This is a genomic window from Nannocystis pusilla (assembly GCF_026626665.1).
GTDB classification, from domain to species: domain Bacteria; phylum Myxococcota_A; class Polyangia; order Nannocystales; family Nannocystaceae; genus Nannocystis; species Nannocystis pusilla.
This window is the reverse complement of sequence record NZ_JAPNKE010000002.1, coordinates 6,935,927-6,951,386: the sequence shown is the minus strand read 5'-3', so window position 1 is coordinate 6,951,386 and position 15,460 is coordinate 6,935,927. Positions and strand designations below refer to the sequence as shown.

Annotated in this window: 16 protein-coding genes; 3 read left to right on the top strand and 13 right to left on the bottom strand. The window is 72.8% G+C overall.

The genetic code is table 11. The annotated features are described in order from the left end of the window. Position 1: 1 nt before the first annotated feature. From coxB to OV079_RS30625, 9 genes are all read right to left on the bottom strand, one after another. A complete protein-coding gene (coxB, locus tag OV079_RS30665) occupies positions 2–952 on the bottom strand; it encodes a cytochrome c oxidase subunit II (protein WP_267772569.1) in 951 nt (316 codons plus the stop codon). Between the two features lie 11 nt (positions 953–963). After that, positions 964–1,329, bottom strand: coding sequence for a hypothetical protein (locus OV079_RS30660; protein ID WP_267772568.1), 366 nt, complete (start codon positions 1,327–1,329; stop codon positions 964–966). Next, a complete protein-coding gene (locus tag OV079_RS30655; RefSeq protein ID WP_267772566.1) occupies positions 1,322–2,389 on the bottom strand; it encodes a hypothetical protein in 1,068 nt (355 codons plus the stop codon). The genes OV079_RS30660 and OV079_RS30655 overlap by 8 nt, the downstream gene beginning before the upstream one ends. Beyond that, the gene (locus OV079_RS30650; protein WP_267772565.1) at positions 2,386–2,952 is read right to left on the bottom strand and encodes a c-type cytochrome; all 567 of its coding nucleotides are present in this window, start codon (positions 2,950–2,952) and stop codon (positions 2,386–2,388) included. Before OV079_RS30650 ends, OV079_RS30655 begins: the two co-directional genes overlap by 4 nt. Further along, the gene (locus tag OV079_RS30645) at positions 2,939–3,466 is read right to left on the bottom strand and encodes a DUF3341 domain-containing protein (protein WP_267772564.1); all 528 of its coding nucleotides are present in this window, start codon (positions 3,464–3,466) and stop codon (positions 2,939–2,941) included. Before OV079_RS30645 ends, OV079_RS30650 begins: the two co-directional genes overlap by 14 nt. Continuing rightward, positions 3,463–4,818, bottom strand: a complete 1,356-nt coding sequence (nrfD, locus tag OV079_RS30640; RefSeq protein ID WP_267772563.1) for an NrfD/PsrC family molybdoenzyme membrane anchor subunit — start codon at positions 4,816–4,818, stop codon at positions 3,463–3,465. The genes OV079_RS30645 and nrfD overlap by 4 nt, the downstream gene beginning before the upstream one ends. A gap of 1 nt (position 4,819) precedes the next feature. Continuing rightward, positions 4,820–7,609, bottom strand: a complete 2,790-nt coding sequence (locus tag OV079_RS30635; protein ID WP_267772562.1) for a 4Fe-4S dicluster domain-containing protein — start codon at positions 7,607–7,609, stop codon at positions 4,820–4,822. Next, positions 7,606–8,238 carry a cytochrome c3 family protein gene (locus OV079_RS56350; protein ID WP_267772561.1) on the bottom strand — a complete coding sequence of 211 codons (633 nt, stop codon included), beginning with the start codon at positions 8,236–8,238 and terminating at the stop codon, positions 7,606–7,608. The genes OV079_RS30635 and OV079_RS56350 overlap by 4 nt, the downstream gene beginning before the upstream one ends. A gap of 447 nt (positions 8,239–8,685) precedes the next feature. Next, on the bottom strand, positions 8,686–8,889 hold the full coding sequence (locus OV079_RS30625; RefSeq protein ID WP_267772560.1) for a hypothetical protein: 204 nt from the start codon (positions 8,887–8,889) through the stop codon (positions 8,686–8,688). Here OV079_RS30625 and OV079_RS30620 point away from each other — a divergent pair. Then, entirely contained in the window at positions 8,889–9,284 is a 396-nt protein-coding gene (locus OV079_RS30620) for a hypothetical protein (protein ID WP_267772558.1), read from the top strand. The genes OV079_RS30625 and OV079_RS30620 overlap by 1 nt on opposite strands. 5 nt (positions 9,285–9,289) lie before the next feature. Here the strand turns inward: OV079_RS30620 and OV079_RS30615 are convergent, their stop codons facing one another. Both OV079_RS30615 and OV079_RS30610 read right to left on the bottom strand, forming a co-directional pair. Next, the gene (locus OV079_RS30615; RefSeq protein ID WP_267772556.1) at positions 9,290–9,781 is read right to left on the bottom strand and encodes a hypothetical protein; all 492 of its coding nucleotides are present in this window, start codon (positions 9,779–9,781) and stop codon (positions 9,290–9,292) included. 179 nt (positions 9,782–9,960) lie between these two features. Further along, positions 9,961–10,953, bottom strand: a complete 993-nt coding sequence (locus tag OV079_RS30610) for a hypothetical protein (protein WP_267772554.1) — start codon at positions 10,951–10,953, stop codon at positions 9,961–9,963. Between the two features lie 75 nt (positions 10,954–11,028). Between OV079_RS30610 and OV079_RS30605 the strand changes: the two genes are divergently transcribed. Together OV079_RS30605 and OV079_RS30600 are read left to right on the top strand one after the other, a co-directional pair. Next, complete coding sequence (locus tag OV079_RS30605) at positions 11,029–11,595, top strand: prolyl hydroxylase family protein (RefSeq protein WP_267772552.1); 567 nt, start codon at positions 11,029–11,031, stop codon at positions 11,593–11,595. A gap of 209 nt (positions 11,596–11,804) precedes the next feature. Then, complete coding sequence (locus OV079_RS30600) at positions 11,805–13,355, top strand: FUSC family protein (RefSeq protein ID WP_267772551.1); 1,551 nt, start codon at positions 11,805–11,807, stop codon at positions 13,353–13,355. Positions 13,356–13,898: 543 nt separating this feature from the next. Here OV079_RS30600 and OV079_RS30595 read toward each other — a convergent pair. Both OV079_RS30595 and OV079_RS30590 read right to left on the bottom strand, forming a co-directional pair. Then, positions 13,899–14,474, bottom strand: coding sequence for a Rieske 2Fe-2S domain-containing protein (locus tag OV079_RS30595; RefSeq protein ID WP_267772550.1), 576 nt, complete (start codon positions 14,472–14,474; stop codon positions 13,899–13,901). Between the two features lie 84 nt (positions 14,475–14,558). After that, positions 14,559–15,434 (bottom strand): NAD(P)/FAD-dependent oxidoreductase, encoded by an 876-nt coding sequence (locus OV079_RS30590; RefSeq protein ID WP_267772548.1) that lies wholly within the window; start codon positions 15,432–15,434, stop codon positions 14,559–14,561. Positions 15,435–15,460 lie beyond the last annotated feature (26 nt).

The window sequence follows — 15,460 nt, the reverse complement described above, 5'->3', positions numbered from 1 at the left end:
CTCACCCCCTCGACGTCGGCGAGCGAACGGATGTAGGCGACGAGGAGGAGCAGCTCGTCGTCGTCGACGAGGCCGGCGTAGGTCGGCATGACGCCGCCCTGGTAGTCGGCGACGACGTCGGCGTCGGGGCGCAGGATGCTGCGACGAATGTAGTCGTCGTCGGCGAGGACGCTGCTGCCGTCGCGCAGGGCCACGGGGCGGCCGTAGAGGCCCTCGAGCGGGGGGCGCGGCGGCGCAGGTGGGTCTCGTGGCAGGCGCCGCAGTCGAGCCTCTGAAACAGGGCCCGGCCGGCGGCGGCCAGCGGCGGGCGCGGGTCGTCGCCCTGCGCGAGCCAATGATCGTAGTTGTGCGGCTCCATCACGACGAGGTCGGCGCGCATGAGCGCGTGCTCGGTGCCGCAGTACTCGGCGCAGGCGAGGGCGTAGGTGCCCGGAGCGGTGGCGCGGAACCAGGCGGTGCGCAGCCAGCCGGGCACGACGTCCTGCTTGAGGCGGAAGGCGGGGACGTAGAAGCTGTGAATGACGTCCTCGCTGGTGAGGTGGAGGCGGACAACGCGGCCGGCGGGGACGTGCAGCTGCGACAGCTCGCGGCGGCCGTTCGGGTGCTGGAAGGACCACATCCACCGCTTGGCGGTGACGGCGACGTCGAGGATGTCGGGGCTCGTGGGCACGCGCTGGACGCGATCGAAGGTGACCGCGCCGAGCGTGAAGAGGCAGAGGAAGACGACCGCCGTGACCGCGCACCAGCCGAGCTCGGTCCGCCAAATGGTGGCAGGATCGTGGCCGCGGCCGGTGAGGTTGCCGGGCCGCCGACGGTTGCGGACGACGATCACGACCATCGCCACGATGACGCCGAGGCTGACGAGGCCGATCGCCGCGAACACGAGGAAGACCACGAGGTCGACCGCGTCGCTGGTGGCGCTGGCGGCCGCGGGCAGGATCTCGAAGGGCATGGCGAGGCGCGTCATCTTGGTAAAACCCTCGCGGTGACGGGTCGCGGCGGGTCGCGGCGGGTCGGGAAGCCGCGCGCGAGCGAGATCTCGGCGGCGCGCGCGACGGGGATCCGCGCGACCCCGTGGCCGCGATCGAGCCACTCCCAGGCGTCGGCGCGGGCGGCCCACTCGGCCTCGAGGTCGGCGCGCAATTGCCGGAGGACGTCCGTGGGGATGGCGCCCTCGAGGCCCTCGCTCGGGGCGGGGCCGAACACGCGGACGGCAGCGCCGGCGACCAGGAAGCCCGCGAACAACAATCCGCCGACGATCAGGCCGGCGTCCCGCACGCCGCGGCGGTGGTCGGGCAGATCTTCGCGCTCATAGGAATGATCAGACACGGTCGATGTCCTCCTCCGGCAGGCCGATGAGCGGGCCGCCCCCGAGCAACACCACGACCGCGAGCACCCACAAGGCGCCGAGGCCGAGCGGCACGGCGAGGTCGAGCCAGCCGAGCGGCAGGCCGCGCGACGGCACGACGAGCCACAGCAATTCGACGTAGTGCATCGACAACAGCAATGCGGCGACCGCGGCCAGACGCGCGGGGCTGCGCTTGATCGGCCGCTGCAGCAGGAGGACGAACGGGGCGGCGAAGTGCAGGCCGACCAGCGACCAGGCGACGCGGCCCCAGTCGCCGCGGATCCGCGGCAAGAACCACCCGACCTCGCGCGGGAGGTCGGCGCCCCACACCAGGAGGTATTGGGTGAAGGCGATGTAGGCCCACAGCATCAACGCGGCGAACAGCAGGGTGCCGAGCTGCTGCGCGCGCTCGGGGACGACCAGCGGGGCGTGAGCGCTGCGGCCGTGGAGCAGGGCGACCGCGATCACGACGGCGCTCCAGCCGGCCACCGCGTCGCCGGTGGCGAGGGCGAGGCCGAAGGCGCTGGTGCTCATGTCGGGGTCGAGCGAGAGGACCCAGTCGACCGCGGCGATCGTGACCGTGGCGAAGAAGACGACCAGCGTCAGCGCGGCGAGGCCGGGCCGCCGCCCCGGTCGCGCGAGCCGCGAGGCGAGGACGCTCCAGACGACGAGGATGACCGCGGCGCGGGCGAGGAAGAAGTCGGCGTCGAGGTAGGCGGCCTTGGCGGCGCGCAGCGGGCCGGCCTGCAGCCACTCGAGATCGGTCCACCGGTAGAGGACGTCGAGGTCGAGGGCGATCGGCAGGAACAGGAGCGCGAGCAGGGGCAGGGTGCGCGTCATCGCGGCGAGCACGGGGCGGACGGTGGCGCCCCAGCGGCCGCGCACGAGGTGGTGGATGCAGAGGAAGACGAGCGCGCCGAGGACGACGCCGAGCCACAGCAGCCAGGCGAGCAGCCACGCGTGAAGGAAGGCCGGCGAGGCGCGGCCGGCCGCGGCGGCGAGGGCGGCGAGGACGAGGGTGGCGCCGAGGACGAGGGTCATCGCCGGGCCTCCACGAGGTGCATGCGGTCGTCGGCGCCGAGCACCGCGGCCGGGGCGTGCTGGCTCAATTGCAGCACCTGGACCCAGGCGACGATCCGCCAGCGGTCGTACACGTCGATATGATCATAGTCGGGCATGGTGGCCCGGCCGTGCGTGACGACGTCGAACAAATGACCCACCGGGGCGCCCTGCAGCCGGGCGGCGGTGAAGGGGAGCGGGGCCGGGTAGCCGCGCTGGACCGCGACGCCGTCGCCCGCGCCGAGGCGGCCGTGGCACGGGGTGCAATGAATGGCGAAGCGCTGCTCGCCGCGGGCGAGGTCGGCGCGGGTGATGGCGAACGGATAGGTGGCGACGAACAGGCCGTCGGCGCCGCGGCCCTGCCACAGGTGGCGGTCGAGGCGCGCCTGGCCGCGCGGGACCACGCCGGCGGGCGAGTTGCGGGCCTCCATGTCGTCGGCGAAGAAGGGGGCCGGCTCGAGCGGGTCGAGGCGCGCCTGGTCGCGCATCTTCTGCTCGCAGGCGGCGAGCGCGAAGAGCAGGGCGACGGCGTCAGCGCGGGACATCGTGGACCTCCAGCGGGGCGAGCGACTCGAGGAAGGCGCGCGCCGCCGATTCGGCGAAGCGCGGATCGTCGGCGCCGATGAACAAAAAGAAGCGGTCCTGGCTGGCGCGCTCGAAGGCGGGGATTGCGAACAGCGGGTGGTGCAGGCGCGGCAGGCCGTTCTTCACGAACATGGCGAACACCGTGGCGAGCGCGGCGGAGAGGATGGTGATCTCGAAGGTCGGGACGATGAACGCGGGGGCGGCGAAGGACCGCCGCCCGCCGATGTCGAGGTGCCAGTCGATGGCGTGGACCCACCCCTGGAACAGGAAGATCGTCGCGCCGCCGAGCAGGCCGGCGATGAAGGTGACCCACGCGAGCCGCGAGCGGAAGGCGAGCGCCTCGGCCACGCCCTCGACGGGGTAGGGCGAGAACACCTCGAGCGCGACGTAGCCGGCGCGTCGGGCCGCGCGCGCGGCGGCGAGGACGTCGTCCGCGCCGGCGAACTCGGCCAAAAGGCCCCGCAGGCCGCTCATGCGCCCCTCCGCCGCCGCTCGGCGACGAGCTCGCGCAGCTCCGACATGGCGATCGCCGGGACGAAGCGGAGGAACAGCAGCATGAAGAAGGTGAAGAAGCCGAGGGTGCCGGCCAGCGTGAGCCAGTCCCAGAAGGTCGGCCAATATGCGCCGCGGGTGGTCGGCAGAAAGCCGTGCTCGAGCGAGCTGATGACGATGAGCCAGCGCTCGAGCCACATGCCGAGGTTGATGGCGATCGACAGGACGAACAGCCAGACGGTGCTGCGCCGCGCGGCCCGCCACCACAAGGACTGCGGGAGGACGACGTTGAGGCCGACGATCAGCCAGAACAGCGGGGCGGAGCGGCCGTGGAGGTGGCTGGCGAGGAGGTCGCGCTCGTGGGGGTCGCCGCTGTACCAGGCGAAGAACAGCTCGGCGGCGTAGCCGTAGGCGACGACGAGGCCGGCGGTGAGCATGAGGCGGGCGCAGTAGTCGAGGTGCCGCGCGGTGACGAGCGCCCGCAGGCCGAGCCACGCGCGCACGGGGATCAGCAATGTCAACACCATGGCGAAGCCGCTGAAGATCGCGCCGGCCACGAAGTAGGGCGGGAACACCGTGACGTGCCAGCCGGGCAATTGCGCGACGGCGAAGTCGAAGCTGACGATGGTGTGGACGGAGACGACGAGCGTGGTGGCGAGGCCGGCGAGCAGCAGATAGGCGATCTGGTGGCGCTCCCAGTGGCGCGCCGAGCCGCGCCAGCCGAGCGCGAACAGGCCGTAGACGCGCGCGCGCAGGCCGGTGGAGCGGTCGCGCATGGTGGCGAGGTCGGGGACCAGGCCGATGTACCAGAACACGAGAGAGACGGTGCCGTAGGTGGCGACCGCGAAGAAGTCCCACACCAGCGGGCTGAGGAATTGCGGCCAGTAGCCGTAGGTGTTGGGGTACGGGAGGAGCCAATAGAAGAACTCGGGCCGGCCGAGGTGCAGCAAGGGGAACATGCCGGCGCAGGCGATCGCGAACAGGGTCATCGCCTCGGCGAAGCGGTTGATCGAGCGCCGCCACGGCTGCTCGGCGAGCAGGAGGATCGCGCTGATCAAGGTGCCGGCGTGGGCGATGCCGACCCACCAGACGAAGTTGGTGATGGCGATGCCCCAATAGACGGGCGTGTCGATGCCCCAGATCCCGACGTACCACCAGAACACGCCGAACACGGCGAGGGCGAGGGCGAGGACGCCGAAGCCGGCCAGAGTCAGCGCGACGAGCCAGCTCCGCCGGGTCCGCGGCGATTGCACGGTGCCGACGACGAGGTCGTTGACCTCGGCGAGGTCGGGCTCGCCCTCGGTCCAGCGCTCGGAGTCGACGCCGCGGGTCACGTCATTCCTCCTCGGGCGGCGCCGCGGCGCGCAGGGCAGGGTTGGGGTGGACGAGGCGCGCGAGGTAGCTGGTGCGCGGGCGGGTGCCGAGCTCGGCCAAGAGCGCGTAGGCGCGGTCGTCCTGGCGCAGGACGAGCACCGGATCGTCGGGCCGCGCGAGGTCGCCGAACTCGATCGCGCGGGCCGGACAGGCGCCCTGACAGGCGGTGACGACGGGGCCGACGGCCCGGCCCTCACGGTGCGCGGCGATCTCGGCGCCGCGGATCCGCTGCACGCAATACGTACACTTCTCCATGACCCCGCGGGTGCGCACGGTGACGTCGGGGTTGCGCTGGAGATCGAGGGGGACGAGCTCGCGGCCGGCGTAGTCGAAGAAGTTGAAGCGCCGGACCTTGTAGGGGCAATTGTTGGCGCAATAGCGCGTGCCGAAGCAGCGGTTGTAGGTCATGTCGTTGAGGCCGTCGTGGCTGTGCTGGGTGGCGCCGGTCGGGCACACGACCTCGCACGGGGCGTGCTCGCACTGCATGCACGGCACCGGCTGGAACCGCCAGCGCGGGCCCTCGCCGCGCGCGTCGGCGTAGGTGTCGATGCGGATCCAGTGCAGCGCCCGGTCGCGCGCGGCCTCGGCGGGGCCGACCGTGGGGATGTTGTTCTCGGCCTGACAGGCGATCACGCAGGCGTTGCAGCCGATGCAGGCGTTGAGGTCGATCGCCATGGCCCAGGCGTGCTCGCCGAAGGGGCGGGTCGGGTGCATCGAGGCGGGCAGCAGGCCGGGCGGGACGAGGTGGGCCGGCTCGCCGCGGGGCAACCAGCGGGCGTGCTCGTCGCCGTGCTCGTGCTCGTCGCCGCGGTGGCGATCGACGATCAGCGGGTCGCCGGCCGCGAGGGGCTCGGCGACGACGGCGACCGTCCAGGGGGCGCCGGCGGAGCGCAGGCGATAGGCGTCGAAGCCGACGCCGGCCGCGGGGGCGCGCCGGCCGTAGCCGAGGTGGACGGTGAGCTGATCGGGCGGATGGCCGGCGAGGACGTAGACCGGGGCGTCGACGCTGCGATCGCCGACGCTCAGGCGCACGCCGCCGCCGTGCTGCAGGCCGCGGGCGCGGGCGGTCTCGGGGGCGACGAAGGCGGCGTTGCCCCACATGAGCCGGGTGATCGGCCGCGGCAGCTCCTGCAGCCACGGGTCGAGCGCGTAGCGCCCGTCCCAGGCGGCGGGGTCGGGGCGGAAGGCGAGCGCGAGGTCGGGGGATGATATGTCCGATGGGACATGTTCGGTGAGCAATGACGAGAGGACCTCGCCGCGGATCGCGGTGGTCACCGCGGTGGTCGGCGAGGGCAGGCGGCCGTCGTGGATCGCGGCCCGCCACCACTGGGCGAGGTCGGCGTCGGCGGGGGCGCGGTCGCTCCATGTCCTTTCGAGCAGGTCGCGCCCGCGCGCGGGGTCGTCGGTCAGAGCGGCGAGCAGCTCGGGCGCGCTGAGGCCGTCGTAAAGCGGGCGGATGGTCGGCTGCGACAGGGTGACCTCGCCGTCGTCGGCGGCGGCGTCGGCCCAGGCCTCGAGCGGGTGCGCGAGCGGCAGGTGCCAGCGACAGCGCTCGCCGGTCTCGTCGCGGTACAGGCCGAGGTGGGCGGTGAACGGCACGCCGGCCAGGGCGTCGGCGAAGCCGAGGTCGGCCGGGGCGGTGTAGACGGGGTTTTCGTCGAGGACGAGCAGGACGTCGAGCTCGCGCCGCGCGATCGCGGTGACGAGGGCCGGCAAGGCGTGCTCGGGGCCCTCGGGCTGACGCTCGAGCCGCTCGGTGTAGACGACGGTGCGGCCGGCGGCGCCGAGCAATTGATTGGCCGCGTGGACCATGGCGTGGACCTGCGGCGGCTGATGCGGGCCGGCGACGACGAGGCCGGTCGGACCGGCGGACTTGAGGTCGGCGATCGCGGCGGCGAGCCAGGGGTCGTCGAGAGGATCGCCGAGGACGCCGCGCAGGACGTCGCGGGCGAGGCCGGGGACGTCGCCGACGCGCACCGCGAGGCGGTGATCGGCGGCGGCGCCGGTGAGGCCGGGGAAGCTCTCGAGCGCGTACAGCCGCAGCGCCTCGGCGGGGTCGAGCTCGGCCCGCCGTCGCAGGGCGAGCGCGCGAGCGTGGCGCAGGCGGCCGGGATCGACGAACAGGAGATCGTCGTCGAGGCTGAGGACGACGCGGGCGCGATCGAGCCGGTAGTGACAGGCGAAGGCGCCGCCGAACAGCCGCCGCAGGCCGGCGTGGAGGTTGTCGCGGCCGACCGGGCTCGACACGAACCATCGCAGGCCGGGACAGCGCGCGGCGAGGCGCGCGAGGCCGTCAGTGAGCATGCGCGAGGTGGTGGGCCCGGTCAGCACGCCGACGCGGCGCCCCTTGGCGAACCAGCCCCGAGCCTCGCGCAGGAACGCGGGCCAGCTGCTCGGCTCGTGACCGCGGCGCACGCCGGTCGAGCGCCGCGGGTCGTACAGCTCGCGCACCGAGGCCTGTCCGAACGGACAGGTTGCGCCGAGGCTGGCGCGGTGCTCGGGGTGGCCCTCGATCTTGGTCGGGCGGCCCTCGTGGGTCTCGACCAGGATCCCGTAGGCGTAGGCGTCGCGGACGAAGGCCGAGGCGAAGAACAGCGGCACGCCGGGGACGATGTATTCGGGCTGGCGGGCGTAGGGGACGATCCGCTCCGGGGGGTCGCGCTCCAGACAGCCGCCGAGGCCGGCGGCGGCCAGGCCGGCGCTCATGCGCTGCAAAAAGGCGCGGCGGCCGAGCGGGTCGTGGTCGCTCATCGATGGCACTCCGAGCAGCTGACGTGGGGCGCGTCCGCGAGGGCGACGGGCGGGGCGTCCGGGTCGGGCCGCCAGCCCATGACGAACACGGCGTCGGGCGGTCGCAGGTGCGGGGTCGGGTCACGGTGACATTCGAGGCACCACTTCATCGAAAGATCGGCGAATCGGCGGATCCGCGGCATCCGGTCGACGCGGCCGTGGCAGGTCTCGCAGCCGACGCCGGCGTGGACGTGGATGCTGTGATCGAAGTAGACGAAGTCGGGCAGGTCGTGGACGCGCTGCCAGCGGATCGGCCGGTCGTCGTTCCAGCTGTCGCGGACCGTCGCGAGCAGCGGGGCGTCGGCGAACAGGTGGGCGTGGCAATGCATGCAGGTCTCGGTCGGGGGGACGCCGGCGAAGGCGGCTCGCTCGACGGTCTCGTGGCAATAGCGGCAGTCGAGGCCGAGGCCGCCGACGTGGTGGTCGTGGCTGAACGGGACCGGCTGCGCGAGCGGGTTGCCGACGCCGGTGCTCCAGTCGGAGCTCGACAGGTAGTAGCCGACGACGCCCGCGAGGGTGAGGCCGAGCGGGAGGCCCCACAGGACCAGACGGACGCGGCGGTCCGCGGATGGGCGAAAGAGCTGGGCCACGGTTCTCCGGCGCTGCGGTGCTCGTTTGCGAGCGGTGTCTGCTATGCCGGCGATCGCCTGCGCCGCAAGCGATCGCGGGGCGCGACCGGAGAGCGCCCGCCGGCGTGGGTCGATCTCGACGGTCCCGCCCGCCAATCGCATGACCCACGTCACCGCGGTGCCACGGGCCGCGGGGCAGCCGCCGCCGAGAGTCACTCGCTCGATCGCCGTGCGGGCGGGCGGCAAAAGGCGTAGGCTCGACCGGCGATGCACAGCGACCAGGGGCCGTACCGCGAGCTGTACCGGGCGATCCTCGACTACGACGGCGCGGGCCTGGCCGAGGACGTGGTGCTGCCGTGGGCGCGGGCGCACGAGGCGGAGCGGCGGTGGTTCGGCGCGCTGGCGGCGGCGCGGGTCACGGAGGTGCCGGCGCTGACGATCGAGGATTGCTGGCGCCTCTACGCGATGTCACGCGTGTGCGACCTGCTGCGCCTGGGCTTCGCGCGCCGGCCGGGCTACGACGGGGGCTGGACGATCGCGGTGCCGCCGGCGGCCTATGACGAATTCACGGCGGCGTTCGAGATGCAGCCGATCGGCGAGCCGCGCTTTCACCCGTTCTTTCACGAGGTCGTGCTCGTCGAGCAGGACGCTGACGACGAGGCGCCGCCGCATTGCTGGCCGAGCAGTGGCCGGGGCACATGCTCGGGCCGCTGCTGTTCGCGCGCGCCGGGGTCCGCGTGGCGGCAGGGCGCCGGCACCTTTTTAATGAGATCGCGGAGGGGTCGACGATGTACTGGGCGTACGCTCGCAACAATCGGCCGGCGCAGGATCTGTCGCACGGCTGGGGCGGCAATTCGCAGTGGCGCACCCGCTTCCGCCGCGACTACACGATCGCCGGCGAGTTTTTTTATAACGTCGACGCGACGCCGGGGCCGCCCGATCCGGAGGACGACCTGACTGCGGACGAGTGGCGCGAGCTGGTGCGCCACCGCTGCTTCGTCCGCTGCGCCAAGCCGCACGGCGATCGCTTTCCGTACGATCGCTCGCACCGCGAGCCGCGGTCGTGAGGGGGTCAGCCGGTCGAGCGGCGGCGGGATTCGGGGCGGATGCGCTCGTCGACGTCGACGGCGCCGCAGGCGGACAGCAGGCGGGCGACGTTGTCGGCGTCGATCTCCCGCGTGCGCACGGTGACGACGGCGCCGCCGCGGTTGAACGCGTCGCTGAACTTGCGCGCCTCGACGTCGGGGATGCCGATCTTCACCAGCGCGGGGGCGAGCCAGCCGGGGTTGTCGATCTCCTCGGCGCCGACGGCACCGAGGGCGCCGAGGATCGGGCCGGCCGCGAGCACGGGGCCGGCGTAGGGCACGGCGAACGCGGCCAGGCCGACGACCGTGCTGAGCGCGCCGGCGGCGATCTGGCCGGCGTGCGGCGGGGCCTCGTGCAAGGTGGCGAGGTCGTTGGCGACCACGCTGATGTCGGTGCGGTCGTACTTGCGCAGGAGCAGGGCGTCGACCGCGTACTTCGCGTCAGCCGCCGTGTCGAACAGCGCGATCACCGTCTTCATGCCTAGGGGGGTCATCCGCCGGCCTTTCGTGGGAGTGCGAACAATGTATGCAGCAAATCGGCGGGGCGGGCGAACTCGACGCGCGGAGCCGCCGCTGCGGGCCGAATCGTGGCGTCCATGGCGAGCTCGACGGTGATGGCCCCGCGGTCCGCGCTGCTCGTGATGCGCGGTCGAGGTCGCTATTCGTCGGACTCAGCCGTATCGCGGAGAGCGTCCGGATCGGGCTCGTCCGTATCGGAATAATTGAGGTAGGGCTGGTCCTTCTCGGCGTCCGAGAGCAGGGCGTCGAGGCGGGCGAGCTGCGGCAGGGCGTAGTGCGGGAACATGTCCTCTACGTCGTTCAGGGCCGCGATCCGGGCCTCGGCCGCGGCCATGGATGCGTGCAGGGAGTCGAACCTGCGGATGACCTGCCCGAAGCCCTCCGCGTAGTCGCTGACGACGACGACCTCGGTCGCTTCGGCGGGGCCGGAGAAGCATCGAACCTCGAGGTCGTCCGCGACGAGGCCGTCGTCCTTGTAGGCCTGCTCGTGCCACGGGTCGCTGGCCGGATCGGCGGTGTAGCGCGCGAGGTAGGCCGCTCGCGCGGCGTCGGCGAGCGCGGCCGTGGTGAAGACGCCGAGGAGCACGTCGGCGCTGGTGTACGCGGACATCCGGCGGATCAACAGGAACCTGTCGAGGGTCGGTCCCGTCGGCGGCGCGAGGTCGGGCGTGAAGCCGTTGGCGTAAGGTTCGGCCTCGATCCCCCGCCAGAGTTCGACCCCGGTGTCTTCGTTGCGATCGAACACAAGGCGAGCCCCGCCTCGGACTTGCAACAGGCGCCGGTCGTCATAATCGCGGCCGGAGACGAAGGGAACCTGCTCGGCGACGAGGCGGGCGATGACCGCATCCCGATCGAGCGCCGCCGGCCCGCCGAGGATCCACGCGTCGAGCTCGCGCCCGGGACCGGCTTGGAGGTGGCCCAGGTCGTGGTGGGAGAGCTTGGACGCCTTCTCGCCCGAGAAGAGGATCTCGAAGTTGCCGTAGCGCCAGATCTCCGTGTCCTCCTCGGCGTCCGCCACCTGCTCGTCGGGTGGGCCCAGGCGCGCGCGGACGGATTCGCGGTCGTCGCGGGTGCGCACGCCTGCGAGCTGACCTTCGACGACGAGGGCGCGGATCGAGAACACGATCGACATCGGGCGCGACGGTACCACGGCAGAGGCGCGATCGAGCCCGTCGCGATCGTCGGGCGGCTGCTAGGATCGCGGCCGATGTACGCCGGCTTCCTCGACCTGACCTGCCCGCTCCACTGGACCGTCGACGGGGCGCTGTCGGCCGAAGAATGCGCGTGGTACGTGGCGAAGATGCGCGCGGGCCAGGCCGAGGTGGCGCCGATCGTCGGGCCCGGCGGCGGGCCGGTGGTCGAGCCGGAGACGCGCAACAACACGCGGGTGATGTGGGACGACGCCGACGAGGCGAACGCGCTGCTCGGGCGGGTGCGGGCGCACGTGCCGGCGCGCCTGTCCGGGCAGGTGCTGGTGGGCGCCAACCCGCGTCTGCGGCTGTACCGCTACGGCCCGGGCGAGCGCCACGGGGCCCACTGGGACACGATCGTGGAGCTGGCCGACGGGGTGCGCAGCCTACTGACTCTGGTGTTTTATTTGAACGAGGGCTTCGAGGGCGGGGCGACCGACTTCGTCGAGCTCGGCGCCTGCGTGACGCCGCAGCTCGGCCGGGCGCTGCTGTTCCAGCACCGCGTGCTGCACCAGGCCTGCGAGGTGACGCGCGGCGAGAAGTTCGTGCTGCGGACCGATGTGCTGTACCGTCCGGTCGATTGAAGGCTTTCTGGTGTCTTAAAAAACATGTCGAAAAGCACATGCTCTTTGGGTCATGTTGTGAAGGATATGTCCTGACAGCCAGATGCCGGTCGCGGCCTGCGCCGCGGCGAGGCTGGGGCCGCTCGGCCGCGGCCGCGACCGCGCGCGGCGACCGGCGCCCGGCAAGCGAGTTGCGCGCCGCTCGCTTCGGGCCATAGATCGGCCCGGCCATGGCGCAGGCGAACAGCGGGCGCGGGTTCGATGCGGCCCACCTCGCGGACGTCGTGGTCATCGCCGACGCCGAGCTCGTGCGGCTGCGGCAGGCCGCGCGCGTGACCCTCACTGCGATCGCCGCGGCCGCGCTGCTGCACGGGCTCGCCCAGGCGCTCGGCGAGCCGACCAGCGTCGCGCTCGTCGGCATCAACGTGGCGATGATGGGCGTGGCGACCGTCAACGACCCGACGCCGCGGGCCCAGCGGATCACCACGGCCCTGGTGCCGCCGGTGGCCTGCGCGGCGCTGCTGCTCGGCACGCTGGTCCACGGCGTCCCGTGGCTGCGCGACGGGCTGTTTTTGGCCAACGCGTTCGTCGCAGTGCTCGTCCGCCGGTTCGGTCCGCGCGGTCTGGCGCTCGGGATGATCGGCTTCCTCGCCTACTTCTTCGCCCTCTACTTCCGCGCCGACCTGGCCCGCCTGCCGCTGATGCTGACGAGCGTGTGCATCGCCACCGCGCTGGCCTACGCGGCCCGCTTCTGGGTCGTGCGCGAGCGGCCCGAGACGCGGCTGCGGCTGCGCCTGGCGGCGCTGCGGCGGACGGTGGCGGTGGCGCTGCACCAGCTGGCGGCGCTGGTGGCCGAGGGGCGCGAGACGCCGCGGCGGGTGCTGGCGCTGCGGCGCACGCTGGGGGCGATCAACGAGTCGGCGCTGGCGATCGACGAGCAGATCGATCGCGTCGATCCGGCGAGCGCGAGGTCGGCGGCGCTGCGCGAGCAGGTGTTCGCGCTCGAGCTGGCGCTGCAGGAGGTCGCGGCGGCGGCGGTGCCGACGATCGCGCTCGCACCGCCCGCGCGGCAGGCGATCGCGGCGGCGCTGCAGGCCGCTCGCAGCGCGGTGCGCTCCGGCGACGAGGCGGCGGCCGCGGAGGCGATCGCGGCGCTGACGAAGGCGACCCGCAGCGCCTGCCTGCTCGAGCGAGCGCTGCGCTCGCTCCTGGCGGCGCTCAAGCTCGACGCGCAGCTGCCGACGGTCCGCAGCGAGGGGCGCGAGCCGGAGCCGGCCGCTGCCCGCAATACGCCGACGTGGACGTGGTCGCTGCGCCTGGCGGCCCAGGCGACGCTGGCGACCGGCCTGGCGCTGGCGGCCGGGCACGCGGTCGCCAGCTCGCGCGCCTACTGGGCGGTGATGGCGGCGTTCATGGTGTTCAACCGCGCCAACACCCGCGGGGCGATGCTGGCGCGCGCGTGGCAACGAATGACGGGCACCCTGGTCGGCGTGATCGTCGGCCTGCTGGTGGCCCACGCGATCCAGGGCCGGGTGTCGCTCGAATTGGTGGTGCTGTTCACGTGCATGTTCATCGCCTATTACACGCTGCAGTTCGCCTACGCGTGGATGGTGGCGGCGTTCACGACGCTGATCGCGGTGCTGTACAATTGCTGGGGATGTTCTCGGACGAGCTGCTGTACCTGCGCGTGCTCGAGACGCTGGTCGGGGTATTGGTCGGCGCAGGGGTGGCGATGCTGGTGTTCCCGGTGTCGACGCGCGCGACGATCCGCGCCCACATGATCGACGCGCTGCGCCTGCTCGCCGACGACCTCGCGGTCACGTACACGCTGCCGGGCCCCGAGCGCGCCGACCGTCGCGCGGCCGCGCGGGCGCTCGACCGCAAGCTGCGCGACGTGCGGAGCGAGGTCCAGGGCGCCGCGGGCGGGGTGCCGCTGCCCTCGACCCGCGAGATGCGGCGGCTGTTCTTCGCGTTCGCGGCGGTGTGCTTCCACGCGCGACCGCTGTTGATGTTCGACCCACGCGCGCTCGACGAGGCCGCGGTGCAGCGCGCCCACGCGGTCGCGCTCCGCCTGGCCGACCGCGCCCGCGAGCTCGCCGAGTCACTCGCCGCCCGCAAGACGCCTTGCTCACCGCGGGTGGTCGATCGCCCCGATTCGTCGGACCCGGCCCTGCGCGGCCTGGCCCGCCTCGACCGCGCGCTGTCGACGTTCGCCCGCGTGGCCCGCGAGACGCGAGCGCCGCGGGCCGGCGACGTGCGAGCGAATTGAGGCAGGGCCGCGCCTCATGCGAATGGTCGGCGCGAGCCGACGCGAGCGCAACGGATCAACGCAGCGTGCGCGGGTCGAGCACGCGCAGGCCGGAGCGCGCGGGCCCGGCGATCACCTCGCCGAGGCGATCGAAGCGCGAGCCGTGGCACGGGCAGTCCCACGTCTTTTCCAGGTGATTCCACGTGACCGAGCCGAGGAGGTGCGGGCAGGCGGCGGAGCAGGCGTGGATCTCGCCGCTCTCCTCGCGGTAGACGGCGACGCGGTGCAGGCCGGAGCGGAGGATCGCGCCGCTGCCCGGCGCGACCTCGTCGATCGAGCCGACCTCGCCCGGCCGCAGCCAATCGGCGTACTGCGCGGCGACGTTGGCGTTCTCGCGCAAGAACTCGCCGCTGGCCTTCAGCGGCTTGCGCCGCGGGTCGTAGAGCTGCGACCACTCGCTCTCGCCGTCGCAGATCTGCGCGCTCAGCATCATCGCCGCGATCGTGCTGTGGGTCATGCCCATGCCCGAATCACCGGTCGCGATGTAGACATTGGCGGCGCCCTCGGGGTCGGGGCCGATGTGCGCGAGGCCGTCGAGGGTCTCGAACACCTGGCCCGACCACTGGTACAGCCGCTCCTGCGCCGCGGGCACGCGCGCGCGTCCAGGCCTCGAGGGCGGCGAAGCGGCGCTCGCCGTCGTCGGCCTGGCCGGTCTTGTGATCCTCGCCGCCGACGATCAGGACGTCGCCCTCGCCGTCGCTGCCCGGCTGGAGGCGGACGTAATGATAAGGGTCGATGGTGTCCCAGTAGAGGCCCGTGGGCACGACGCCGGCGGGGACCCGCAGGCCGAGCGCGTAGGTGGTGTAGGAGGCCTGCTTGCTGTGGATGGCGAAGCGGTCGCAGATCGGCGAGCAGGTGGCGATGATCGCGGCCTTGCTGCGCACGCGGCGGCCCCCTCGGTGGTGACGACGACGACCTCGCCGCCCTCGACGTTCTCGACCCGGGTGTCGCCGAAGATCGCGGCGCCCTTGCGCTTCAGCGCGGCGCACAGGCCGGCCAGGTACTTCAGCGGGTGGAACTGGGCCTGATCGGGGAAACGCAGGCAGGGCCGGCGGAACACCGGGTCCTCGTCCATCGCCTGCACCCCGTGCCAGCCGAACGCGTGGACCGTGTCGAGCTCCTGGCGCAGGATGTCCGGGTCCTGATCGGGGGCCAGCCACAGGTAACCGTCGCAGCGCTCGAAGTCGCAGGCGATGTCCTCGTCGCGGGCGATCGCCTCGATGCAATCGATGGCGGTCGCGTGGCTCTCCCACGCCTTGCGCGCGGCGTCGAGGCCGCGCACGCGGGCGAGCTCGCTGAAGCGATCGTCGATCGCGCTGGCCAGGTGCGCGGTGGTCCGGCCGGTGTTGCCGCGGCCCGGCTGCTGACTGTCGAGCACGACGACGCGCTTGCCGGCGCGGACCAGCCGCAGCGCCGCGGTCAAGCCGACCAGCCCCGCGCCGACGATGCACACGTCGGTCTCGATGTCCTGAGCCAGCGGGGCGAAGCTCGGCATGTCGCAGGTGGCCTGCCACAGCGAGCTCGTACCTTCTACGGGGTGTCGGGGCGCCATGCCGACAATGTTGACGATGGCGCGCG